21 protein-coding genes and 1 pseudogene are annotated in these 22,208 nt (G+C 74.6%); 13 read left to right on the top strand and 9 right to left on the bottom strand.

Annotated features, from left to right (window positions below):
• Positions 1-17: 17 nt before the first annotated feature.
• On the top strand, positions 18-1,094 hold the full coding sequence (locus tag AB0G79_RS15700) for an MBL fold metallo-hydrolase (protein WP_360806355.1): 1,077 nt from the start codon (positions 18-20) through the stop codon (positions 1,092-1,094).
• On the opposite strand, the gene AB0G79_RS15695 is transcribed toward AB0G79_RS15700, so the two are convergent.
• Both AB0G79_RS15695 and AB0G79_RS15690 read right to left on the bottom strand, forming a co-directional pair.
• Positions 1,074-1,763: a VTT domain-containing protein gene (locus tag AB0G79_RS15695; RefSeq protein WP_360806352.1), complete on the bottom strand. Its 690-nt coding sequence runs from the start codon at positions 1,761-1,763 to the stop codon at positions 1,074-1,076. The genes AB0G79_RS15700 and AB0G79_RS15695 overlap by 21 nt on opposite strands.
• Positions 1,760-2,539, bottom strand: a complete 780-nt coding sequence (locus AB0G79_RS15690; RefSeq protein ID WP_360806349.1) for an MBL fold metallo-hydrolase — start codon at positions 2,537-2,539, stop codon at positions 1,760-1,762. The genes AB0G79_RS15695 and AB0G79_RS15690 overlap by 4 nt, the downstream gene beginning before the upstream one ends.
• 156 nt (positions 2,540-2,695) lie before the next feature.
• Here AB0G79_RS15690 and AB0G79_RS15685 point away from each other — a divergent pair, with 156 nt between their 5' ends.
• From AB0G79_RS15685 to AB0G79_RS15660, 6 genes are all read left to right on the top strand, one after another.
• A complete protein-coding gene (locus AB0G79_RS15685) occupies positions 2,696-3,100 on the top strand; it encodes a hypothetical protein (protein ID WP_360806346.1) in 405 nt (134 codons plus the stop codon).
• Positions 3,101-3,300: 200 nt separating this feature from the next.
• A complete protein-coding gene (locus AB0G79_RS15680; protein ID WP_360806634.1) occupies positions 3,301-5,391 on the top strand; it encodes a phage holin family protein in 2,091 nt (696 codons plus the stop codon).
• A gap of 66 nt (positions 5,392-5,457) precedes the next feature.
• Positions 5,458-6,843: an amino acid permease gene (locus tag AB0G79_RS15675; protein WP_360806343.1), complete on the top strand. Its 1,386-nt coding sequence runs from the start codon at positions 5,458-5,460 to the stop codon at positions 6,841-6,843.
• Positions 6,844-6,944: 101 nt separating this feature from the next.
• On the top strand, positions 6,945-7,424 hold the full coding sequence (locus AB0G79_RS15670) for a hypothetical protein (RefSeq protein ID WP_360806340.1): 480 nt from the start codon (positions 6,945-6,947) through the stop codon (positions 7,422-7,424).
• A gap of 64 nt (positions 7,425-7,488) precedes the next feature.
• Positions 7,489-7,635, top strand: a complete 147-nt coding sequence (locus tag AB0G79_RS15665; protein WP_360806337.1) for a hypothetical protein — start codon at positions 7,489-7,491, stop codon at positions 7,633-7,635.
• A 75-nt stretch (positions 7,636-7,710) separates the two neighbouring features.
• Positions 7,711-9,570, top strand: coding sequence for an alpha/beta-hydrolase family protein (locus AB0G79_RS15660; protein WP_360806334.1), 1,860 nt, complete (start codon positions 7,711-7,713; stop codon positions 9,568-9,570).
• A gap of 56 nt (positions 9,571-9,626) precedes the next feature.
• Here the strand turns inward: AB0G79_RS15660 and AB0G79_RS15655 are convergent, their stop codons facing one another.
• A complete protein-coding gene (locus AB0G79_RS15655; RefSeq protein WP_360806331.1) occupies positions 9,627-10,841 on the bottom strand; it encodes a low temperature requirement protein A in 1,215 nt (404 codons plus the stop codon).
• Between the two features lie 243 nt (positions 10,842-11,084).
• Between AB0G79_RS15655 and AB0G79_RS15650 the strand changes: the two genes are divergently transcribed.
• Positions 11,085-11,513, top strand: a complete 429-nt coding sequence (locus tag AB0G79_RS15650) for a hypothetical protein (protein ID WP_360806328.1) — start codon at positions 11,085-11,087, stop codon at positions 11,511-11,513.
• Between the two features lie 6 nt (positions 11,514-11,519).
• Here the strand turns inward: AB0G79_RS15650 and AB0G79_RS15645 are convergent, their stop codons facing one another.
• On the bottom strand, positions 11,520-12,338 hold the full coding sequence (locus tag AB0G79_RS15645) for a helix-turn-helix transcriptional regulator (RefSeq protein WP_360806325.1): 819 nt from the start codon (positions 12,336-12,338) through the stop codon (positions 11,520-11,522).
• Between the two features lie 104 nt (positions 12,339-12,442).
• Between AB0G79_RS15645 and AB0G79_RS15640 the strand changes: the two genes are divergently transcribed.
• From AB0G79_RS15640 to AB0G79_RS15620, 5 genes are all read left to right on the top strand, one after another.
• On the top strand, positions 12,443-12,748 hold the full coding sequence (locus AB0G79_RS15640) for a 4a-hydroxytetrahydrobiopterin dehydratase (RefSeq protein ID WP_360806322.1): 306 nt from the start codon (positions 12,443-12,445) through the stop codon (positions 12,746-12,748).
• Positions 12,749-12,788: 40 nt separating this feature from the next.
• Positions 12,789-13,103, top strand: coding sequence for a VOC family protein (locus AB0G79_RS15635; RefSeq protein WP_360806319.1), 315 nt, complete (start codon positions 12,789-12,791; stop codon positions 13,101-13,103).
• Complete coding sequence (locus tag AB0G79_RS15630) at positions 13,096-13,884, top strand: class I SAM-dependent methyltransferase (protein WP_360806316.1); 789 nt, start codon at positions 13,096-13,098, stop codon at positions 13,882-13,884. The genes AB0G79_RS15635 and AB0G79_RS15630 overlap by 8 nt, the downstream gene beginning before the upstream one ends.
• 17 nt (positions 13,885-13,901) lie before the next feature.
• A complete protein-coding gene (locus tag AB0G79_RS15625) occupies positions 13,902-14,855 on the top strand; it encodes a YafY family protein (protein WP_360806313.1) in 954 nt (317 codons plus the stop codon).
• Between the two features lie 74 nt (positions 14,856-14,929).
• Positions 14,930-15,901, top strand: coding sequence for a class I SAM-dependent methyltransferase (locus tag AB0G79_RS15620; protein WP_360806310.1), 972 nt, complete (start codon positions 14,930-14,932; stop codon positions 15,899-15,901).
• A 6-nt stretch (positions 15,902-15,907) separates the two neighbouring features.
• Here AB0G79_RS15620 and AB0G79_RS15615 read toward each other — a convergent pair.
• The 5 genes and pseudogenes from AB0G79_RS15615 to AB0G79_RS15595 form a co-directional block, all read right to left on the bottom strand.
• Positions 15,908-16,302 (bottom strand): annotated as a pseudogene (locus AB0G79_RS15615) (RICIN domain-containing protein).
• Positions 16,303-16,379: 77 nt separating this feature from the next.
• On the bottom strand, positions 16,380-17,171 hold the full coding sequence (locus AB0G79_RS15610; RefSeq protein ID WP_360806631.1) for an aldo/keto reductase: 792 nt from the start codon (positions 17,169-17,171) through the stop codon (positions 16,380-16,382).
• Positions 17,172-17,286: 115 nt separating this feature from the next.
• Positions 17,287-18,138, bottom strand: a complete 852-nt coding sequence (locus AB0G79_RS15605; protein ID WP_360806307.1) for an ABC transporter ATP-binding protein — start codon at positions 18,136-18,138, stop codon at positions 17,287-17,289.
• Positions 18,135-20,891 (bottom strand): ATP-binding cassette domain-containing protein, encoded by a 2,757-nt coding sequence (locus AB0G79_RS15600; RefSeq protein ID WP_360806304.1) that lies wholly within the window; start codon positions 20,889-20,891, stop codon positions 18,135-18,137. The genes AB0G79_RS15605 and AB0G79_RS15600 overlap by 4 nt, the downstream gene beginning before the upstream one ends.
• A 12-nt stretch (positions 20,892-20,903) precedes the next feature.
• Positions 20,904-22,184, bottom strand: a complete 1,281-nt coding sequence (locus tag AB0G79_RS15595) for an ABC transporter substrate-binding protein (protein WP_360806302.1) — start codon at positions 22,182-22,184, stop codon at positions 20,904-20,906.
• Positions 22,185-22,208: the final 24 nt, after the last annotated feature.

Below are 22,208 nucleotides of genomic sequence, written 5' to 3'. Positions count from 1 at the left end.
CAGAACGGAGCCCGCAGATGACCGAACGCACGGCACCCCCCGCGACGGCCGTCACCTCGCCGATCGCCCCCGGCGCTTCCGTCACCCCCGGCGCTCCCGCCACCGCCGTCACGCCCGTGGCTCCCTTCTCCACCCTCCAGCCGCTCGGCCGCCTCCGCGCCGACTGGCCCCGGACCTTCGCCGACCGGCTCACCGCGCCGCTCCCCGGCGTCCGCGCCATGGCCCGCCTCGCCCGCGAGGGCGCCGTACGCCCCCGCCCCGAAGGGCTCCGCGACATCCCCCTGCTCCCCTTCGAGCCGGGCCCGATGCCGGCCGCGGGAACCGACACGCTCGCCGTCACCTGGGCCGGACACGCCAGTTGGATCCTGCGGATCGGCGGGCTCACCGTCCTCACCGACCCCGTCTGGTCCCGCCGCATCTTCGGCACCCCCGCCCGCCTCACCCCGGTGGGCGTCCGCTGGCAGGACCTTCCGCCCGTCGACGCCGTCGTCATCAGCCACAACCACTTCGACCACCTCGACGCCCCCACGCTCAAGCGACTTCCGCGGCACACGCCGGTGTTCGTTCCCGCCGGGCTCGGGCGCTGGTTCGTCCGGCGCGGGTTCACCCGCGTCACCGAGCTCGACTGGTGGGAGGCGGCCGAACTCGGCGGCGTGCGCTTCGACTTCGTCCCCGCGCACCACTGGTCCAAGCGGACCCTCTGGGACACCTGCCGCTCCCTGTGGGGAGGCTGGGTGCTCACCGATCCGGCCGGCCGTCGCGTCCACTTCGCCGGGGACACCGGCTACGGCCACTGGTTCGGCGAGATCGGCCGCCGCTTCCCCGGCATCGACCTGTCGCTGCTGCCGATCGGCGCCTACGACCCGCGCTGGTGGCTCAGCGACGTCCACACCGACCCGGAGGAGGCGGTCCGCGCCCACCAGGACCTCGGCGCGCGCCGCATGGCCCCCATGCACTGGGCCACCTTCGTCCTCTCCTCGGAGCCCGTCCTCGAACCCCTCACCCGGGTCAGGGCCGCCTGGGAGAAGGCAGGGCTGCCGCGCGAGGACCTGTGGGACCTGCCGGTCGGCGGCTCACGGGTGCTCGCGCCCTGACGGGCGGGACACCTTCGCCGCACCGGCCGCCACCACGTCGGACGTGCCCCGCAGCCGCCGCCACAGCGCGGGGACCGCGCTCACCAGCGCCGTGAGGCCGACCGCCGCCACGACCCCCTGCCAGGGCTCGGGGAAGAGCGAGCCGCCCAGGATCCCGATCAGCTGGTACGTCGCCGCCCACGCCAGGCACGCCACGGTGTCGCCCCGGACGAAGCGCCGCAGCGGCATCTCCGCGAGCAGGCACGCCAGCATCACCGGGATCCGGCCGCCCGGGACGAGCCGGGAGAGCACCAGCACCTGCATGTGGTGGCTGTCGAGCCGCTCCTGAGCGTGCGCGAGCCGCTCGGGCGTCACCCGGCCCTTCAGCGCGCCCAGCCACCGCGAGCCGCTCTGCGAGCGGACCCCGCGCTGCCCGAGCCAGTACAGCGCGGAGTCGCCGAGGAGTGCGGCGGAGGCCGACACGAGGAAGACCCAGAGCAGCGAGAACGGCGAGGACTGGTGGAAGGCGACCACGGCCGCCGTGCTGACGATCGCGCCCGTCGGCACCACCGGAACGAGCGCGCCGAGTGCCACGAGCAGGAACAACGACGGGTAGCCGACGGCCTGTTGCGTCGACTCCGGCGGGAGGTCGCGCGCCGCGGCGGCGAAAGCGGTGAATCCTCCGCTCACTTGGCGACCTCCGGCCGCACCCGCTCGCCGTGGCCGAGCAGATGCACCGCGACCTTCGGGGCGAGCGCCGCCGCGTGCCGGACGAACTCGTCGCCGGGCGCGTGGAATTCGTGCGGCCTGACCCCGTCCATGCCGATCGGCCAGTACGTGCCGTAGTGCACCGGCACCGCGGCGGCGGGCGAGAGCGCGGCGAGCGCCCGCGCGGCCCGGCCCGCGTCCAGATGGCCGTGGCCGAGGTACGGGCCCCAGCCGCCGACCGGGAGCAGTGCCACGTCCACCGGGCCCACCTCCTCGGCCATGCTGTCGAAGAGGCCGGTGTCCCCGGCGAAGTACGTCCGCGCCTCGCCCTCGACGACGTACCCGAGCGCGGGGGAGCGGTGCCGCCCGACCGGCAGGCGGCGGCCGTCGTGGAGTGCCGGCACGGCCCGTACCGTCACGCCCTCCACCGTGACCTCGTCGCCCGGCTCCACCTCGGTGAGCCGCAACCCGGTCGTCGCGAGCCGGCGCAGCCCCGGGACGGCGGCGGGGGCGCCGCGCGGCACGAGGACCTCGGTCCCCGGCGCGAGCCGGGCCAGCGAGGGCACGTGCAGGTGGTCGGCGTGCAGGTGCGAGACGAGGACGGCCTCGGCGCGGGTGGCCTCGGCGGGCGGCAGGGCGCCGCGCCGGCGCCGCAGGTGCGCGAGCCGCCGCGCGAACAGCGGGTCGGTGAGGAAGCGGACCCCGGAGTCCTCGACCGTGCAGGTCGCGTGACCCCACCAGGTGACCTCCACCGGCATGCCGCCGCCCCGCTTCCCGGTCCTCGAACCTCGTCGTACCGCGTCTCGGCCGGACGCGATGTCCGCGCTCGTGCCGTACCTCCTCTCACGAGGGTAAATGTCCGGAGCGTGCTCCGGAGGATGTTCGGCCGTGCCGAAGCCCAGTAGGGTCGGTCCATGGACGACGTTCGGGTGGCGGCGATCGCCAGCCTCACCCCGCTCGAAGAGCTGGACAGCGACCCCTTCCTGGTCGACACGCGCGGCCAGCACGACATGTGCGCCCGCTGGGCCCGCGACAAGGGGTACGTGCTCGCCCGCCAGCTCCTCTTCTACGGCATCCGCCCCGATCACGCCGCCCTGTGGTCGGACGTGGAGGAGGGGGCCGTGGACCTCTTCGTGGCCGCCAACGAGCGGGTCCTCGCCCGCGCGTTGACCTCCGTCGAGGGCTTCCGCGCGGAGTGCGAGCGGCGCGGGGTGCGGCTGGAGACGGTCTCCCTGGACGAACCGGCGTACGACGGGCGGGCGAGGGCGGGCGTGCACCGGCGCCTCTCCATGCCGACCGCCGGCTACGACGGCTGCTGACCCGCCCGTACCGCCTTCGGCGCATCCGCGCCCATCCACCCCGACCTGACACACCCGGGCCGCCGGCGGGTATCCCTTTCACGGCCTGATCGTGGGCGTTGTGCCACGCTTGGGGCAGGAAACGGGTGAAAGGTGCACGGGGCGTGGGAGACGGGCGATGGGGTGGCGCCGACCGCTGGCGTACCGCGGGCAGAGCGGTGATGCGGATGATCGTGGTGTGGGCGGTGTCGACGCTCACGATGCTCCTCCTCGCGGCGCTGCTCCCCGACTTCGAACTCCAGTCCGCCGACGGTGACAGCCTCACCCGCACGGCGATCACCGCCGCCACCGCCGCCGGGGTCTTCGGTCTCCTCAGCGCGCTCGTCTGGCCGCTGATCGTCCGGGCCTTCCTCCTCGTCCCGGCGCTCGTCCTCGGCCTGTTGGTGTTCTTCCTCAACGGCTCGCTGCTGCTCGTCGCCCTCTGGCTCATCCCGGACGGGCGCGGCGCCGCCGACCCCGAGACCGCCGTCGTGGTCGCCGCCGTCATGTCGGCCGTCGCCTCCGCGACCTCCACCGCGCTCGCCGTGCGTGACGACGACGCCTACAGCCGGCGCCTCTACCGCCTCACCGGCCGCACCCGCCCCCGCGCCGACGGCGAGGCCCCCGAGGCCGACCCCGGCACCGTCTTCCTCCAGCTCGACGGCCTCGGCCACCACGTCCTGCGCGCCGCCGTCGCCGAAGGGCTCATGCCCACCGTCGCCGGCTGGCTCGACGCGGGCCACCACCTCACCCCCTGGCGCACCGACTGGTCGAGCCAGACCGGCGCGAGCCAGCTCGGCATCCTGCACGGCACCAACGAGGACGTGCCCGCCTTCCGCTGGTACGAGAAGGACACCGGCCGTCTCATGGTGTCGAACCGCCCGGCCAGCGCCGTGGAGCTCCAGCGCCGGGCCGTGGCCCGCACCGGGGACGGCGGCCTGCTCACGTACGACGGGGCCTCCCGCGGCAACCTCTTCAGCGGCGGCGCCGACCAACTCGCCCTCGTCCTCTCGATGGCCGCCCGGCGAGGCCGCCGCAACCGCTCGCGCGCCGGGTACTTCGCGTACTTCTCCGACCCCGCCAACGCCGTCCGCACGGCGGGCTCGCTCGTCACCGAGGTCGTCCGCGAGATGAGCCAGTCGACCCGGGCCCTCGTCCGCCGCGAGAGGCCCCGCGTCTCGCGCGGCGGCACGTACCCCTTCGTCCGGGCCTTCGCCACGGTCGTCGAGCGGGACGTCGTCGTCGCGGCCGTGATGGGGGACATGCTCGCGGGGCGGACCGCCGTCTACGCCGACCTCGTCGCGTACGACGAGGTGGCCCACCACTCGGGGCCGCTCGGCCGGGACACCGACCAGGTCCTGCGCCGCCTCGACCGGGCCGTCGCGCTCATCGCGACCGTCGCCGGGCACGCACCGCGGCCGTACCGGATCGTGCTCCTCTCCGACCACGGCCAGAGCCCCGGGGAGACCTTCGAGTCGGCGTACGGCCTCTCCCTCAAGGAGCTGGTACGGGCCGGGTGCGGGCTCCCCGTGCCGCGCCGCGTCGGCCGCACCCCCAGCGGCTCCGAGGCCCGCGACGCGGCCAGGGACGCGCTGCGCAGCGCGCTCCACCGGCCGCTCGACAAGCGCGGCGAGAAGGGGCGCGAGCTGCCGTCGAAGCCGTCCGAGCCGATCGTCCTCGCCTCGGGCAACCTGGGTCTGGTCTCCTTCCCCGACGTGCCGCACCGGCTGACCCGCGAGGAGATCGACCGGCGGCACCCGGCGCTCCTGCGGACCCTCGCCCACCACCCGGGGGTCGGGTTCGTGCTCGTGGCGAGCGAGGAGCACGGCTCGGTGGTGCTGGCCCGCGACGGCGTGGAGGTGCCGGTCGCCGAGCTCACCGACGAGGGGCCGATGGCGGTCTTCGGTCGGGGCGCGGCGGACGCCGTGCGCCGCACGGACGGCTTCCCGCACGTCGCGGACATCATGGTCAACTCGATGTACGACCCCGCCACCGGGACCGTGCACGCCTTCGAGGAGCAGGTCGGCTCCCACGGCGGGCTCGGCGGCGAGCAGTCCCACCCCTTCCTGCTGTCGCCGCCGGAGCTGTCGGCGCCGGTGGAGGCGGGGGAGGAGCTGGTGGGGGCGGAGCGGGTCCACCGGGTGCTGCGGCGGTGGCTGCGGGAGTCGGCGGGGACGGGGCCGCAGGTTCCGCTGGAGATTTCCCCGTCCGAACCCGATGTGGAATCAATTCTTCCGGTTGATGGACAGCCGTCGCCGGACAATACGCACTGATTTGGCCGCCTGTTCGCCTTTACCGGACGATGGTCCGGATTTGCACGACGGAAGGCGCACCACCCCATGAGCACGGCCGGCACGACGACGACGGAGAGCGGACCCGAAGGGTCCGCGGGCGGCTCCGACACCACCCCCACCAGCAGGCACGCCCGCAGCTTCGGCCTCCCCGTCGCGACCGCCCTGGTCGTCGGCAACATCATCGGCGGCGGCATCTTCCTCCTGCCCGCCTCCGTCGCCCCGTACGGCACCATCAGCCTCGTCGCCTTCGGCGTCCTCACCCTCGGCGCCATCGCCCTCGCGCTCGTCTTCGGCCGCCTCGCCCGGCGCCTCCCGATGACCGGCGGACCGTACGTCTACGCCCGCGAGGCCTTCGGCGACTTCGCCGGATTCCTCGCGGCCTGGTCGTACTGGATCACCACCTGGGTCTCCAACGCGGCCCTCGCCGTCGCCGCCGTCGGCTACCTCGACGTCCTCGTCCCGGTCCACGAGTCGAAGGCCGCGACCATCGCCGCCGCGCTCCTGCTCCAGTGGCTCCCCGCCCTCGCCAACCTCGCCGGCACCCGGTACGTCGGCGCCGTCCAGCTCGTCGCGACCGTCCTCAAGTTCGTCCCGCTGCTGCTCGTCGCCGTCGGCGGCCTGTTCTTCTTCGACAGCGCCAACCTCGGGCCCTTCCGGGCGACCGACGGCAGCGCCCTCGGCGCGATCTCGGCCTCCGCCGCGATCCTCCTCTTCAGCTACCTCGGCGTCGAGTCCGCCGCCGTCAGCGCGGGCGAGGTCCGCGACCCGCGCCGCAACGTCGGCCGCGCGACCATCCTCGGCACGCTCGGCGCCGCCGTGATCTACCTCCTCGGCACGCTGTCCGTCTTCGGCACCGTCCCGCACGACCGGCTCGTCGACTCCACCGCCCCCTTCTCCGACGCCGTGAACGTCATGTTCGGCGGCTCCTGGGGCGGCACGGCCATCGCCTGCATGGCCCTCGTCTCCATGGTCGGCGCGCTCAACGGCTGGACGCTGCTCAGCGCCCAGACCCCGTACGCCGCCGCCCGCGACGGCCTCTTCCCGAAGGTCTTCACCCGCAAGCGGCGCGGCGTCCCGACCGTCGGCGTCGCCGTCACCGTCGTCCTCGCCTCGCTGCTGACCGTCTACAACTACACGGCGGGCACGCAGGGCGTCTTCGAGATGCTCGTCCTCGTCACCACCTTCACGGCCACGGTCCCGTACCTCCTCTCGACGGCCGCCCAGATCTACTTCCTCCTCTCCGGCCAGTCCGACCGCGTCCAGGGCACCCGCCTCGCCCGCGACGCCGTCCTGGCCCTCGCCGCCTTCGGCTTCTCCCTCTGGCTGGTCGCGGGCTCCGGCTACGCGGCCGTCTACCAGGGCGTGCTGTTCCTCTTCGCGGGCGTGCTCGTCTACGCGTGGATGTCGGCCCGCAAGCAGCGCGCGGCCTGACGGCCGACGCGGTGAATCCGGGGCCGGGAGTGTAGGCCGCACGGGCGGATCCGGGCCTCCACGCGGCCAACCGGTATCCCGGCGGGGCAGTACGGATCTCCATGAGGCCCGTGCCCGTCACGACCACGGAACCCGCCGTCCCGGCGGGCACCGGGCCGCGCCGCGCCCCGGCCCGCAGGCCGTGGCTCGTCCTCCTCCTGGTCCTGTCCGCCGTGCTCGGCACGAGCACACCGCTCGCCCTGGCGGCGGCACGAGCGCCGGCCGCGGCCCCTGCCGTTCCCGCGGCCCCTCCCGTCCCCGTGGCCCCCGCCGTCCCCGTGGCCCCCGCGGCCCCCGCCGCGCCCGGCATCCCCGCGCCCGCCCCCGCGCCCGCCACCGACCCCACCACCGAAGCCCTCGACCCGGCCGTCCCCGAGGCCGGGCTTCCCGGGCGGGGCAGGCGGCACCGGACGCGCGTCCTGCCGGACCCGCGGCACCGGTCCCGTACCGCGTGGCGGCCGGGCCGCGGCACCGTGCCCGCTCACGCCGCCGGGCCCGCCCGGCACGGTGACGTGCCCCGGCGCGAGGTGATGCGCTGCTGAGAGGGCCCGACCCTCCGGCAGCAGTACCCCCCACATCACCCTTCGCACCGCGAGGAGCTCCGCCATGCCCGTCGACCCCTACGCCGTCCTCCAGGCCCTGCTGCGCGCCGAGGCCGCCCGCGCCCGGCGCGTCAACGACGCTGAGAGGGAACCGCAGAAGGCCGCCGCCCCGGCCGAGCCGCCCGTCCACCGGGAGGACCCCGTCCGCTGAGAAAGGGGCGAAGCCGGGTCGGGTCGGGACCGAATCCCGATTGCGACGGGCGTACGGACGGACGAGGCTGAACGGATGACCTCGACCGACCGGAACACCCGCCCCGATCGGTCCGCCGAACCCGCGACCGGTCCGGGCGCCCCCGAGACGCCCGCGACCGGTCCCGGCGGCTCGCAGGCACCCCCGGGTGCCCCCGGACCGCCGCCGCCCGCCGCCCGTCTCCTCGCCTTCGCCCGGCGCCCCTACTGGGACCGCCCCGACCCCTCGTACCGCGTCCGCCGCTGGCCCGACCTCACCGCCCTCCTGCTGGCCACGGTCTTCTTCTGGTCGAGCCTCACGCCCTCCCTCGTGCCCCGGCCGTGGCTGCTCCAGGGGATCGTCGGCGGCATCACCGCCGTCATCGGGTACGCCCTCGGCTCCACCCTCGCCTGGCTCTTCCGCGCCCTCGTCCCGCGCCGCCGCCTCCCGGGCGAGCGCGTCCGGACCCGCTGCTGGCAGGCGTACTGGCTGCTCAGCCCGGTCATCGCGGTCTGGCTGATCTCCGAGAGCGCCCGGATGCAGCGTCAGCTGCGGGTCCTCCAGGGGCTCCCGCCCACGCTCACCTGGCACACGCCGATGATCGCGCTGATCGCCCTCGGCCTGCTCCTGGTCGCGCTCCTCGTCGCCCGCACGGTACGGCTCGGCGCCCTCGCCCTGATACGGCTGCTCGGCCGGCTCCTGCCCCGCCGCGTCGCCTTCGCCGTCGGCGGCGCCCTCTCCGCCCTCGCCGTCCTCGTCGGCGTGCGGGACGTCGTCTTCGACCGGGGCGTCGTCGACGTCGCCGACCGCATCGCGGAGGCCACCAACCGGGGCACCAAGGACGGCATCGAAGCGCCGGCCTCCCGCCACGTCTCCGGCGGCCCCGGCTCCCTCGTCCCGTGGAGCGACCTCGGCTACCAGGGCCGCAACTTCACCGGCTCGACCCCCACCACCACCGCCCTCACGGCCTGGACGGGCCGCCCGGCCCGCGAACCCGTGCGCGTGTACGTGCCCTCCGCGCTGCCCGCCGCCTTCGCCGACGACAGCCCCTTCGACGCGCAGGCCCGCCTCGCCGTCCGGGAGCTCGAACGCACCGGCGCCTTCGACCGCGCGGTGCTCGCCGTCGCCGGCACCACCGGCACCGGCTGGATCGACCCGAACGTCGCCGAGTCCCTGGAGTACATGTACGGCGGCGACTCGGCGATCGTCGCCGTCCAGTACTCGTACCTGCCGAGCTGGGTCTCCTTCCTCGTCGACAAGGAGAAGGCCGGACAGGCCACCCGCGCCCTGCTCGACGCGGTCCGGGCGAAGCTCGACACGCTCCCCGCCGAGCGGCGGCCGAAGTTCGTCGTCACCGGCGAGAGCCTCGGCGCGTACGCCGTCGAGGCGAGCTTCGGCAGCGCCGACGCGCTCCTCGCCGGGACCGACGGCGCCCTGATCATGGGCCCGCCGCACTTCTCCCCGATCTCCGGAGAGATCCGCCGCGACCGGGACCCGGCCAGCCCCGTCTGGCGCCCGGAGTACGAGGGCGGCGCCCGCGTCCGCTTCGCCCAGTTCCCGCGAACCGACCTCGTCCGCCCCGCCGGCACCTGGGGGCACCCGCGCGCGGTCTACCTCCAGAACGCCTCCGACCCCGTCGTCTGGTGGTCACCCGACCTGCTCCTCGACCGCCCCGAGTGGCTCGACGAGCCGCTCGGCCCCGACGTGACCCCGGAGATCAGCTGGTTCCCGTTCGTCGCCTTCTGGCAGACCTCGATCGACATGGCCGTCTCGTACGGCGTCGACGCGCCGCACGGACACCGGTACGGCGCGGGCGCCGTCGACGGCTGGGCGGCCGTCCTGCCGCCGGACGGCTGGACGACGGCGGACACGGACCGGCTACGGGCCTTCATCCGCCACCGGAAGGCCGCCTACTGAGCCACGGCCCGAAGCCCGCCCACCTGCCGAGCCAGTGCCCGAAGCCCGCCCACCGGCTAGGCCACCGCCACGGCGGCGGTCTCCCCGCGCCGGCCGTGCAGCGTGACGAGCACCGCCGTCGTCGTCGCGAGGACCGCCAGCGCCGGAAGCGCCGGTACGAGCCCCACGAGCGGCCCGGCCGCGAGGCAGCACGCCCCGCCCGCGGCGAGGGCGACCGGCCGCCGCCCCGAGGTGCGCAGCACGATCGCGGCGGCGCCGAGCAGGTACACGCCGACGCCCCCGGTCAGCGACCAGGCCACGACCCCGTGCAGCGGCTCCGCGAGGCCGTGGTGCCCGGTGTCGGCGACCTGCTGGAGGACCTTCTTCATGCCGAGCGCGCACAGCACGACCCCGGCGACTAGCGGCAGGTGCAGGAAGGTGTACGTGTCCCGGGCGAAGCGGGTGCGCTCGTCGCCGTCGAGGGAGGCGAGACGGTGCTCGGCTGCGTCGCCGAGCTCGCGGAAGTACAGCCGCCACAGTCCGGCCGCGAGCAGCAGTCCGGCGGCCGAGGCGCCGAGGACGGCGAAGGTGATCGGGAAGCCGGAGACGCCGACGCCCATCGCGACGATGGACTCGCCGAGCGCGATGATGACGATGAGACCGTGGCGCTCGGCGAAGTGGCCGGGGGAGTTGACCCGCCAGCCGGAGGACCCGGTGACGTAGATCCCTCCGTAGTCGATCGCCACCGCCCCCAGCCACAGCAGAAGTTGGAGCCGTCCCTCGTGGGCGCAGCCGACGAGCAGCAGGACGAGCGGCGGCAGCACGGAGACCAGCGCGGTACGGCGCAGGGTCGCGCGGAGCGCCGGGTCGCCGGGGCTGGACACCCAGTACGAGGCCAGGTGCAGCACGCGCACCGCGCCGTACGAGAGCACGAACAGCAGCGGGGCCGGAATGCCACCGGGCCGGTCCGAGAAGACCTCGGGGACGGCGAGCGAGACCGTCAGGACGACGGCCATGACGGTGACGAGGACGGCGAACACCCCGCCGGAGTCGACCCGGACGACGTTCCCCAGCCAGGCGAAGCAGCGCCAGCACCACCAGAGCAGCGCGAGCACGACCATGCCCCCCACGACCCCCACCGGTGTGGGGTGCGCCGCCATCAGGGCGGTGACCTGCGTGATCGCGTACACGAAGACGAGATCGAAGAAGAGTTCCGCGGGCGTCACCTTGTGGTCGTCCGCCGTGGCCACCATGCCGGCCCGCTGTCCGGCCCGCTGTCTGTTCCGCGCCATCGCGCTGTCTCCCCCCGTTCGGGGCGACCGATTCCGGCCAGCCCGGCGCGAAGACTAGTACGACGAACACCCGTGTGGCGGCGGTGACGTTGACCTCGGCATTACCTCCGCGGTAATCGCCCTCCCGCCGAGGGCCCGGCATGCTCGTGGACACCGGGACCCGGGCGGCGCACTCCGCTCGGGCTCCGGGTCCGCCACCTGCGAGAACGTCCACGCCACCATCCCCGCGAAGGGTGATCCGCCATGTCCCAGGCCCTGTACCGCGCTTCTTTGAGGACCGCCCGCACCACCCGCCCGGCGACCGCCCTGCGTCGCTTCCTCGCCCTCGACGCCGTCGTCACCGGGGCCAACGGGCTCGCCTACCTCGGCGCCTCCGGCCCCCTCGGGGAGCTCCTCGGCGTCGGCGCGGGGCTGCTGCTCGAACTCGGCGTCTTCCTCACCCTGTTCGCCGCCGGGGTCGGCCTGCTCGCGAGCCGCCCGGAACCCGCGCCGCTCGCCGTGAAGCTCGTCGTCGACGCCAACGTCCTGTGGGCGGTCCTGAGCGTCGTCGCCCCGGTCGCCTGGCTGGAGCCGACCACGGCGGGTCTCCTGTGGATCCCGGTGCAGGCGGCGACCGTGGCGGGTTTCGCCGCCCTCCAGTGGACCGCCCTGCGGGCGACCGGGGCCCGGTAGCCTCCGCTACCCGCCCCCGAGGGCCCGCAGGTACGCGACCGTCTCCGGGTCGGCCGGGAGGAACGTCTCGATGGCCAGCTCGGCGACGGTCACGTCCATCGGCGTGTTGAACGTCGAGATCGACGAGACGAAGGACAGCACGTGCCCGTCGTGCTCGATCCGCAGCGGCAGCGCGAAGTACGGGTACGGCTCCGAGCCCGACGGGTCCCGCCGGTCCTCCGGGCCGGCCTCCGCCGGCAGCGGATACGCCGCCACCTCCTCGTACAGCTCCCGCAGCGACTCCGAACGCGCCAGGGCGATCTGACGGTCCATCTGCGCGAGCAGGTGCCCGCGCCACTCCCGCAGGTTCCGGATGCGGGGCGCGAGACCCTCCGGGTGCAGGGTGATCCGCATGGCGTTCATCGGCGGCGTGAGCAGGTGCTCGGGGAGGCCGTCGAGCAGCAGCCCGATGCCCCGGTTGGCGGCGATCACCGTGTAGCTGCCGTCCACGACGAGCGCCGGATACGGCTCGTAGCCGTCGAGGAGTTGCTGGATGCCCCAGCGGAGCGTCTCCAGGTTCGGGGCGTCGAGCGGCGTCTCGGCGTACCGCGGGGCGTAACCGGCCGCCAGCAGCAGCGCGTTCCGCTCGCGCATCGGGACGTCGAGGTGTTCGGCGAGCTTGAGGACCATCTCCTCGCTCGGCCGGGAGCGACCCGTCTCCACGAAGGAGATGTGCCGGGCCGAGGAGTCCGCGCGCAGCGCGAGCTCCAGCTGACTCAGCCGACGCTGCTCGCGCCAGCCGCGCAGCAGCGTCCCCACGCCCGTGTCGGTCGCGACAGTTGTCATGGCCAGACGGTATCCCAGAGGGACGACCCGGGTACTTCTCCCAGGGGCCTCCTTCCCGGGAGGCTTTCGTCCCTGGAGGCCCGCACCACCGGAGGGAGCACACCGTGCCCACAGAACCGCTGTCGCAGAAGGAGATCGAGGACCGCCTGCGGGAGCTCCCCGGCTGGTCCGTCGAGGACGACCACCTCGCCCGCACCTACCGCCTCGCCGACCACTTCGCGGCGACGGCGCTCGTCGTGCACGTGGCACGGATCCAGCAGGAGCTCGACCACCACGCGGACCTGACGCTGGGTTACGACACGGTCGCGCTCTCCGTGAACACCCACTCCGCCGGAGGGGCCGTCACCGAGAAGGACTTCGAGCTGGCGGAACGGGTGGAAGGCATCGCTCCGGGCCACGGCGTGCGCTGACACCTACCGGGCGGTCGGACCGCCCGGTTAGGGTCGGATCATGCGATCTCGAACGGGCGGCATGTGGTGGGGAACGACGATCGGCGCGCCGGACCCCGGCGCCCTCGCGGGGTTCTGCGCCCAGCTGCTCGACCGGCCCGTCGTCGGCCCCGGGGACCCGGACACGGAGGTCGTGGCCGCCTCGCCGAAGGGCCCGTTCCCCGTGTTCCAGCGGGCGGACGGCCACCGGCCGCCGGTGTGGCCGGCGGTCGCGCCGGGCACCACCGTGGCGGAGTACCAGCCCCGGGAGAACGTCCGGGTGCTGTTCGACCCTGCGGGCCACCCCTTCTGCCTGTGCCGTGACGACGATGAGTGAGGCGGGGGGCGTGAACGGCGGCCGGGGGAACGGCGGCCGGGGCACCCTCCTCGACTACGAGGCAGAGGCGGCCCACTACGACCGCACCCGCGGCGGCGTCCCGCGCGCCGAGGCGGCGGCGCAGGCCGTCCTGCGGCTGGTCCCGGCCTCCGCCCGCACCCTCCTCGACCTGGCCTGCGGCACCGGACTGGTCACCGAACGCATCGTCAGGACGGGCCTGTCCGTCTACGGGGCGGACGCCGCCCACGCGATGCTGCGGACGGCGGCGACCCGGCTGCCGGGCCGCGCCGTGCGCGCCGACGCGCGCCGGCTCCCGTTCCCCGACGCCTCCCTCGACGCGGTCTCGGCGGTCTGGCTGCTCCACCTCGTGCCCTTCGCGCCGGAGATCGTCGCCGAGGCGGCGCGGGTGCTGCGGCCCGGCGGCGTCCTGATCGCGACCGTCGACAAGGACGCGTCCCACGACGTCGGCAGCGACATCGACGCGGTCCTCCGTCCTCTCCGCTCGGCCGCCGCGGCCCCGGACCGCGCGGAGGCCGTCACCCGCCACGCGGCGGCCCACGGCCTGGCCCCCGCCCCCGGCACCCACTTCGTCGGCCACGGCCAGGGCGCGACGCCGCGCGCCACGGTACGGAAGCTGCGCGGCGGCTACTTCGCCTCCTGGTACGACGGCGACCCGGCGGTCACGGACACCCTCGCCGCCGCCCTCACGGCCCTGCCGCACCAGGACCGCCCCCGCGACGACCCCCGCTACCGCCTGGCCCGCTTCGTCAGACGCGGCTGAGGTCCCGGGGCGTTCCAGTGAGATCCAGCCGTCTTCTCTCGATCCTGCTGCTCCTCCAGACCCGGGGCCGGATGACCGCCGCCGAACTCGCCGGCACGCTGGAGGTCTCCGTCCGCACGATCTACCGCGACGTCGAGTCGCTGCACGCCGCCGGAGTGCCGCTGTACGGGGACGCCGGGCACCGCGGCGGCTACCGGCTCCTCTCGGGACACCGCTCCCGTCTCACCGACCTCTTCACGCGCGAGGCCGAGGCACTCGTCCTCGCCGGCATGCCCGGCGCCGCCGAAGGGCTCGGCCTCGGCGCGCACTTCGCGGACGCCCAGCTGAAGCTGCGCGCCGCGCTGCCCGAGCCGCTGCGCGAGCACGTCGACCGGCTGCGGGCCCGCTTCCACATCGACGCGCCCGGCTGGTACGCGAAGGGGGACGAGGTGCCGTTCCTGCCCGAGGTCGCCGAAGCGGTCCGCGCCGGGCGCGTCCTGGAGGTCCGCTACCGCCGCTGGAAGGCCCCGACCGACGTCGACCGGCGCCTCGCCCCGTACGGCCTCGTCCTCAAGGCGGGCCGCTGGTACCTGGTCGCGGGCCCCGGCGACCCCCGCACGTACCGCGTCGACCAGATCCTCGCCCTCACCGCCACCGACGAGGAGGTCGTCCACCCGGAGGACTTCGACCTCGCCGCCCACTGGCGTGCGAGCCAGACCGACTTCCATGCCCGCCTCCACCAGGGCGAGGCGATCGTCCGCCTCACCCCCGAGGGCGCCGCCCGCCTGACGGGCGCGGCGGCCCGCGCCCTGAAGACCACCGGCACCCAGGACGAGGACGGCTGGACCCGCGCGACCCTCCCCGTCGAGTCCCTCGACCACGCCACGTCCACCTTCCTCGCCCTCGGCGCGGAGGCGGAGGTCCTCGCCCCGGAGGAGCTGCGCGCACGGATGGCGGAGACGGTGAGGGCCCTGGCCCTGCGCTACGCGTGAGGAAGTGCGACCGGTTCTTTGCCGGACCGGCAACATTTCTCGCGCTTCGCGCTCATCAGCCGCACCCTGGAGTCATGAGTCAGCATCGCGCGTCCCACCACGGTCACGACAACCAGCACGACGACCGGGCCGGCAGCCAGCCCGGCCACGGCCACCAGCACGGGCACGGCCACGGCCACGGCAACGGTCATCATCACGACGGAGCCGACCTGGACTGGAACCAGCTCGCCCCGCTTCTGGAGCGGCAGGCCGAGATCGCCAGTCCCGCCTACCGCGAGGCCGCCGCCTGGCTCGGGACGCTCGCGCCCGTGTACGGCGTGCGACGGGTCCTCGACATCGGCAGCGGGCCCGGCGTCGTCACCAGCCTGCTCGCGGAGGCGTTCCCCGCCGCCGAGACCGTCGCCGTCGACGGCACCCCCGAGCTGCTCGTACGCGTACGGGAGCGGGCCGAGGCGTACGGGCTCGGGGAGCGGGTCTCCACGCTCCACGCCACGCTCCCCGAGTCCATCGCGACCCTGGGCGAGGCCGACCTCATCTGGGCCGGCAACGCCGTCCACCACCTCGGCGACCAGGGCGCCGCCCTCGCCGGGTTCGCCGGCCTCCTGCGCCCCGGCGGGGTCGTCGCCCTCTTCGAGGGCGGGCTCTCCACCCGGCACCTGCCCTGGCACATCGGCATCGGCCGCCCCGGCTTCGAGGCCCGTCTCGACGCCGCCCACGCCTACTGGTTCGGCGAGATGCGCGCCGGTCTCCCGGGCTTCGTCGACCAGCCGGACGACTGGCGGGCGCTCCTCGCCGCCGCCGGACTCACCCCGTCCGGCACCCGCACCTTCCTCACCGACATCCCCGCCCCCGTCTCCCCGGTCGTCCGCGAGCTCGCTCTCTCGCACTTCGGGCGGCTCCGCGAGGGCTTCGGCGACCGGATCGACGCGGAGGACGTGAAGACCCTCGACGTCCTCCTCGACCCGGCCGACGAGCGGTCCCTGCACCACCGCACGGACCTCTTCCACCTCACCGCCCGCACGGTCCACACCGCCCGCAAGGGGTAGCCGGGTTCAGGTCACCGGCTCCAGCCTCCACCACTGGGAGGGGGAGTCGGTGTCCTCCCACTGCCGCACGGCCGCGCCCGCCTCCCGCGAGCCGTCGGCGACCTCCAGGCAGAGTCCGCTGACGAAGCTCACCAGGGCCACCGTCCCCGGCGACTGGAGGTCCTGCTCGATGACCCATTCCTGCGCGCCGAAGTTGTTCGGCTTCCACTGCTGGACGAGGGCGCCGTTCTCCGTGGACGCGTTCGTGACGTCGAGCCGCTTGCCGCTGGCCGCGTTGACCAGGTGGTGGAGCCCGCCGCCGTTCGGCACGGGTGTGACGTGCCAGGCTGGCCCGGCGCGCCGGACTCGACGCCCTGCTGGACCTTGGCGCCGCTGCGGCGCGATCCCTCGTACACCTCCATGAGCAGTCCGCTGGCCACGTTCCGCACGCGGTAGAGGCCCGCCTCGACGGGCCTCACACCGTCCCCCCGGGTCCCGTTCACGCGACGTTGAACCCCGCCGGGTCGGGACCGATCCGCCGGTCCTCGTTCAGCGCGGCGAACGCCGCCATGTCCTCGGCGTCGAGCTCGAAGTCGAAGACGTCGATGTTCTCGCGGATGCGCGAGGGCGTCACCGACTTGGGGATGACGACGTTCCCGGTCTGGAGGTGCCAGCGCAGCACCACCTGGGCCGGCGAACGCCCGTGCTTCCCCGCGATCGCCACGATCGCCGGAACCTCCAGGAGGCCCTTGCCCTGGCCGAGCGGCGACCACGCCTCGGTCGCGATGCCGTGCCGCGCGTGCAGCTCGCGCGAGGCGGCCTGCTGGAGGTGCGGGTGCAGCTCGATCTGGTTGACGGCCGGCACGACCGAGGTCTCGCCGAGCAGCCGCTCCAGGTGCTCGGGCAGGAAGTTCGAGACGCCGACGGCACGCGCCCGCCCGTCGGCGTTGATCTTCTCCAGGGCGCGGTACGTGTCGACGTACGCGTCCTTGGCCGGCACCGGCCAGTGGATCAGGTACAGGTCGACGTAGTCGAGGCCCAGCTTGTCGAGCGAGGCGTCGAAGGCGCGCAGGGTGGAGTCGTACCCCTGCTCGCTGTTCCACAGCTTCGTGGTGACGAAGAGTTCCTCGCGCGGGACCCCGGAGGCGGCCACGGCCTGGCCGGTGCCCCGCTCGTTCTCGTAGATCGCGGCGGTGTCGATCGAGCGGTAGCCCGCCTCGATCGCCGTGCCCACGGCCGCCGCCGCCTCGGCGTCCGGCACCTGCCACACGCCGAAGCCGAGCTGCGGCATCTGCACGCCGTTGTTGAGGGCGAGGGAAGGGACCTTGTTGTCCGTGCTCACGAGCGGCCTTTCCTGATGTCGTCGCGGTGCCCCGGGCAGCGGGGCACCCGTCCGACCAACGATCTCAGCCCCCCGCCTGTTCCGCCGCCCGGGACGCGCTCCCCGCCGTGCCGGACGCCGCCGCCCCGGACCCCGGCGCCCCGGACCCCTTCGTCCCGGACCCCGTCGTCCCGGACCCCGTCGTCCCGAGGTACGCGTCCCGGACCGCCGGGTCCGCCCGTACCTCCGCGGCCGTCCCCTCCGCCAGGACCCGCCCCCGGTCGAGCACCACCACGCGCGTGCACAGCTCCATCACGAAGGCCACGTCGTGCTCCACGAGCAGCACCGCGCAGCCCTCCTCGTCGGCCATGTGACGGACGACTGCGGCGAGGACCCGGCGCTCCTCGGCGGTCGTCCCCGACGCGGGCTCGTCGAGGAGCAGCACCCGGGGCGGATCGGCCAGGGCCCGGGCCAGCTCGACCATGCGCGCCTGCCCGACCGGCAGCGCGCCCGCGTACGACTCCGCCAGCGCGTCGAGCCCGCACTCCCGGAGCACGGCCGCGGCCCGTTCCCGGCGCGCGCCGGGCCGCAGCCCGGCCCGCCAGTCCTGGGCCACCACCAGGTTGTCGGCCACCGTGAGCTGCCCGAAGAGCTGCTGGCGCTGGAACGTCCGGCGGACGCCGTGGCGGGCCCGCCACACGGGGGAGCGGCGGGTCACGTCCTCGCCGACGAGCACGACGCTCCCGCCGTCGGGCCGCCGGATCCCGGACAGGACGTCGAACAGCGTGGTCTTGCCCGCGCCGTTCGGCCCGATCAGACCGCAGACCTCCCCGGCGCGCACGGAGACGCTCACGTCCCGCAGGGCGTGGACGCCGCCGAACCGGACGTCGACCCCGGAGGCGTACAGCATCGCGTGCTCCGCCGTGATCGCGCTCATCCTCGTACTCCCGTCCCCAGATAGGCCTCCGTGAGCCGTTCCGCGTCCACCTCGGACGGCGTCCCCGACCAGGCGATCCCGCCCTGCGCGAGGTACGCGACGGTGTCGGCGATGCCGAGCGCCTCGGCGGCCTTCTCCTCGACGAGCAGCAGCGCCGTACCGCTCGCCCTCAACTCGGTGAGCAGCCCGTAGACCTCGTCCACGACCCGGGGCGCGAGACCGAGGGAGGGCTCGTCGGCGACGAGGAGCGCGGGCGGGCGCTGGAGCAGCGGGGCGAGCGCGAGCAGCTGCTGCTCGCCGCCGGAGAGCGAGCCCGCGGCGACGGAGCGCCGGGCGGCGAGCGCGGGGAACCGCGCGTACACGGCGTCCCGGTCCTCGGCCGCGGGCAGCTGGAGGGCGAGGTTCTCCTCGATGGAGAGCCCGGCGAAGATCCCCCGCCCCTCGGGCGCGAGCCGCACCCCGCGCCGGGAGCGGAGGACGGTGTCGTCCCGGGTGGCGTCCCGGCCGAGGACGCGGACGTCCCCGGCGGTCGGCCGGAGCAGCCCCGCCGCCACTCGGCAGAGGGTCGACTTCCCGGCCCCGTTGGGGCCGAGGAGGACGAGCGTCTCGCCGCCCCTGACCTCCAGGTCGACCCCGTGCAGGACGGGCGCGCCGCCGTAACCGGCCCGCACGCCCCGCAGGGAGAGCGCGGGCGCGGGCCTCCCGTTCGCGGGCGTCGGCGCAGGCCTCTGCCCGGGTACGGACGCGGGTACGGGCTCCACCGCCTCCTCCCCGGCCCGAGCCGCTGCCCCGGCGCGAGCCGCGGCCTCCGCCCCGGCCCGAGCCGCCGTCGCCTCCGCCTCCGCCCTCGCCCGGGCCGCGGCCCTCCGCGCCGGCCACGCCGCGCAGTACCCGTCCGGGTCGTTGGCGAGCGCGAGCCCCGCCAGGCCGAAGAGGATCACCGGCAGGTGCGCCGACTCGGTCACGTACGTCGTCATCAGGTGCGGGACCACCGCGAAGGCGAGCCCCGCCACCACCGCGAACTGCGGTCGCCGCACGCCCGCCGCGACCACGACCGCCAGCCACACCAGGCCCGTCATCGCGGTGAAGTCCGTCGCCGTGACGCGGGTGTTGTACGAGGCGTAGAGCACGCCCCCGAAACCGGCGAGGCCCGCCGACACCGTGAAGACGAGGAGCTTCGTGCCGACGACCGGGACGCCCGAGGCGGCCGCCGCCTCCGGCGCCGAGCGGACCGCGAGCACGGCCCGGCCCCAGCGGGAGCCGCGCAGCCGGGTCAGGAGCGCGATGACCGCCGCGGAGAGCAGGACGAGGGCGACGCCCATCGCCCGGTCGTCGCCGAGGTCGACCGGGCCGAGGACCGGGCGGGGGATCTCCCAGCCGATGTCACCGTTCCGCAGCCAGTTCACCTGGAAGAGGACCTGGTCCGCGAGGAACGCGAGGGCGAGCGTGGCGAGCGCGAGGGACCGGCCGCCGAGCCGCAGCGCGGGCAGGGCGACGACCGCGCCGAGCAGCGCGGCGGCGGCCGTGCCGACGGCGGCCGCGGCCACGAACGGCCATCCGCGGCTCATGAGCAGCCCCGCGACGAGCGCCGCTCCCGTCACGAACGTGGCCTGGGCGAGGGACACCATCGCGCCGAGGCCCGTGACGACGGTGAACGACATGAAGACGAGCCCGATGGCGAGGCCCTGCGCGAGGATCCCGGACCAGAAGGGTGTGGTGACGGTGTAGAAGGCGGTGGCGAGGAGCGTGCCCGCCACCAGCCACGCGCCCCACCGGCGCCCCCGGGTCCTTCCCGCGAGGTAGTCGACGGGCGGCGGGTCGGCGGCCGCCGTGCCGGCCGCGCGCCGCCGCTGGGCGAGGAGGACGAGCCCGCCGAAGAGGATGAGGAAGGGCACGGCGGTGCGGAACCCGGTGATGTCCTCGGCGAAGGAGGCGTAACCGGCCACGAGGTTCTGGAGCACCCCGAGCCCGAGTCCGCCCGCGAAGGCGAGCGGCACGGAGAGGAAGCGTCCGAGGACGGCCGCCGTCGCGGAGACGAAGAGGAACAGGGTGAAGTCGTGGGCGGAGAGGCCGAGGAGCGGGGTCGCGAGGACCCCGGCGAGGCCCGCGAGTCCCGAGGACAGCATCCAGGCGACGGAGGACAGCCGGTCGGCGCTGATGCCCCGGAGCTCGGTCAGCGAGCGGTTGTCGACGGCGGCCCGGAGCCGGAGTCCGAGCCGGGTGTGCCGCATGAGCACCCACAGCCCGGCCGCGACGACGGCGGTCGCGATCCACGTGATCAGCTGGTCGGAGTCGATGCCGACGCCGTCGAGGGGCTGCCAGGAGACGGCCGGGCTGGGGCCGACGCCGGGCAGGCCGAACTGGTTCTCGGCGGGGACGACCGGCGCCCCGGCCCGTTCCAGGAGCTCGACGGCCCACAGTCCGGCGGCCGGGAGGGCGACGAGCAGGCCGATCGTCGCCACGATCTGGGCCGTCTCGCCGACCTTGGCGAGTTTGCGGAACATGAGCCGGTCGAGGCCCCAGCCGAGGCCGGGCGCGACGACGAGGACGAGCAGCAGGGCCGTCGGCACGGCGGGCCAGCCGAAGCCGGTGTGGAGTTCGTGGAAGGCGAGCGCGCAGAGGTAGGCGGTGGCGCCGTGCGCGAAGTTGAAGAGCCCGGAGGCCGAGTAGGAGAGGACGAGCCCGGTCGCGAGCAGCGCGTACAGCGCGCCCGAGACCAGGCCGCTCAGGACGAATCCCAGCAGGTCACCCACGGTGCGGTGCCCCTAGCCGAAGGGGATCGCGGGGTAGCACCTGAACGGCACCGCCACCTCGTAGCGGCCGTTCTTCAGGCGGACGAGCGCGCCGCAGCCGAAGCTCTCCTTCTGCCCCTTGGGCTCGGCCCGGTCGCCGACGAGGGTGCCGGTGTCGGAGAAGCCGTTGGCGGCCTTCTGGAAGGACTCGGGTGTGAGCTCCTTGCCGGCCTTCGCGGCGATGGAGAGGAAGAGGTCGGCCGACATGTAGCCGGTCATCATGTGCATGTTGAGCGGGACGTCCTTGCCCGCCGCCTTCCTGATGTCCGCCTTGAACTGCGCCATCGCGGGGCTCTCCTGCTCGAACGGCTGGAACTGGAGCAGGACGTGCACGCCGTCGAGCGCCTGCCGGGTCGCGTCCTTGGCGAGGAGGCCGGGGTCGTAGTCGGTGGGGTCGGTCAGGACGCCCTTGTAGCCGGCGCGCTTGAGCGCCGTGAAGAGGCCGATGTTGTACGGGGTCTGCATCACGGACACGACGACGTCGGGGGCGCCGCCGCCGGGGCCCGAGCGGAGGATCTCCTTGGTGTACGCCGACCAGTCGCTCGGCATCGAGGTCGCGGGGACCGAGGCCTTGGCGTAGGCGAGCTGGAAGCCGGCCGCCTTGAAGCCCTGGGTGAAGGTGCGGATGCCGAACTTCCCGGCGTCGCTGTCGCCCGCGATCAGGGCGACCGACCTGCCCTTCGCACCGCCGAGGACGGTGGCGAGGCCCTCGGGCCAGGTCTGGTTGAGGGTGCCGCCGGGCATCGGGACCAGGCAGCCGTTGAAGCCGTAGAGGTAGGGCGAGCCGCAGAAGGAGGGGAGCGTGCCCCAGCCGACGGTGGGCGTCTTCTGGCCGTTCAGGAAGTCGGCTCCGGCGAAGGTGACCGAGCTCATGGGGGAGACGGCGAAGACCTTGTCCCGCTGGACGAGCTTGCGGGCCGCGGCCATGTTCCTCGCGGGGTCCTGGCCGTCGTCCTCGGCGCCGAGGTAGTCGATCTTCCGGCCGTTGATCCCGCCCTCGGCGTTGGCCCGGTCGTAACGCGCCTTGGCACCGAGGTCGGTGTCCTTCTTGGAGTAGCCGCTCGCCGTGGTCATGGAGACGATGCCGCCGACCTTGACGGTGTCGGCGGTGACCCCACGGACGGCGCCACCGGCGGATCCGGTCCCGGAGGCGCCGGGCCTCTCGGAAGTTCCGCCGGTGGAGGCGGAGTTGCACGCTGTGGCGAGGAGCAGGGCCGCCGCTGCGGCGGCGAGGGTGCGGATCGGTCGTGACACGGTCGGTCGTCCCTCCGTCGGGTG

The organism is Streptomyces sp. NPDC020807 (assembly GCF_040641575.1).
Classification (GTDB): Bacteria; Actinomycetota; Actinomycetes; order Streptomycetales; family Streptomycetaceae; genus Streptomyces.
Note: the sequence above shows the minus strand (reverse complement) of the source record. Positions and strands in the feature narration are given on the sequence as shown.

What these genes read in the sequence shown, in the direction of transcription:
- AB0G79_RS15700 (WP_360806355.1), top strand. Translation starts at nt 18, where the DNA reads ATGACCGAACGCACGGCACCCCCCGCGACGGCCGTCACCTCGCCGATC.
- AB0G79_RS15690 (WP_360806349.1), bottom strand. Translation starts at nt 2,539, where the DNA reads ATGCCGGTGGAGGTCACCTGGTGGGGTCACGCGACCTGCACGGTCGAG.
- AB0G79_RS15685 (WP_360806346.1), top strand. Translation starts at nt 2,696, where the DNA reads ATGGACGACGTTCGGGTGGCGGCGATCGCCAGCCTCACCCCGCTCGAA.
- AB0G79_RS15680 (WP_360806634.1), top strand. Translation starts at nt 3,301, where the DNA reads ATGCGGATGATCGTGGTGTGGGCGGTGTCGACGCTCACGATGCTCCTC.
- AB0G79_RS15675 (WP_360806343.1), top strand. Translation starts at nt 5,458, where the DNA reads ATGAGCACGGCCGGCACGACGACGACGGAGAGCGGACCCGAAGGGTCC.
- AB0G79_RS15670 (WP_360806340.1), top strand. Translation starts at nt 6,945, where the DNA reads ATGAGGCCCGTGCCCGTCACGACCACGGAACCCGCCGTCCCGGCGGGC.
- AB0G79_RS15665 (WP_360806337.1), top strand. Translation starts at nt 7,489, where the DNA reads ATGCCCGTCGACCCCTACGCCGTCCTCCAGGCCCTGCTGCGCGCCGAG.
- AB0G79_RS15660 (WP_360806334.1), top strand. Translation starts at nt 7,711, where the DNA reads ATGACCTCGACCGACCGGAACACCCGCCCCGATCGGTCCGCCGAACCC.
- AB0G79_RS15655 (WP_360806331.1), bottom strand. Translation starts at nt 10,841, where the DNA reads ATGGCGCGGAACAGACAGCGGGCCGGACAGCGGGCCGGCATGGTGGCC.
- AB0G79_RS15650 (WP_360806328.1), top strand. Translation starts at nt 11,085, where the DNA reads ATGTCCCAGGCCCTGTACCGCGCTTCTTTGAGGACCGCCCGCACCACC.
- AB0G79_RS15645 (WP_360806325.1), bottom strand. Translation starts at nt 12,338, where the DNA reads ATGACAACTGTCGCGACCGACACGGGCGTGGGGACGCTGCTGCGCGGC.
- AB0G79_RS15635 (WP_360806319.1), top strand. Translation starts at nt 12,789, where the DNA reads ATGCGATCTCGAACGGGCGGCATGTGGTGGGGAACGACGATCGGCGCG.
- AB0G79_RS15630 (WP_360806316.1), top strand. Translation starts at nt 13,096, where the DNA reads ATGAGTGAGGCGGGGGGCGTGAACGGCGGCCGGGGGAACGGCGGCCGG.
- AB0G79_RS15620 (WP_360806310.1), top strand. Translation starts at nt 14,930, where the DNA reads ATGAGTCAGCATCGCGCGTCCCACCACGGTCACGACAACCAGCACGAC.
- AB0G79_RS15610 (WP_360806631.1), bottom strand. Translation starts at nt 17,171, where the DNA reads ATGCCGCAGCTCGGCTTCGGCGTGTGGCAGGTGCCGGACGCCGAGGCG.
- AB0G79_RS15605 (WP_360806307.1), bottom strand. Translation starts at nt 18,138, where the DNA reads ATGAGCGCGATCACGGCGGAGCACGCGATGCTGTACGCCTCCGGGGTC.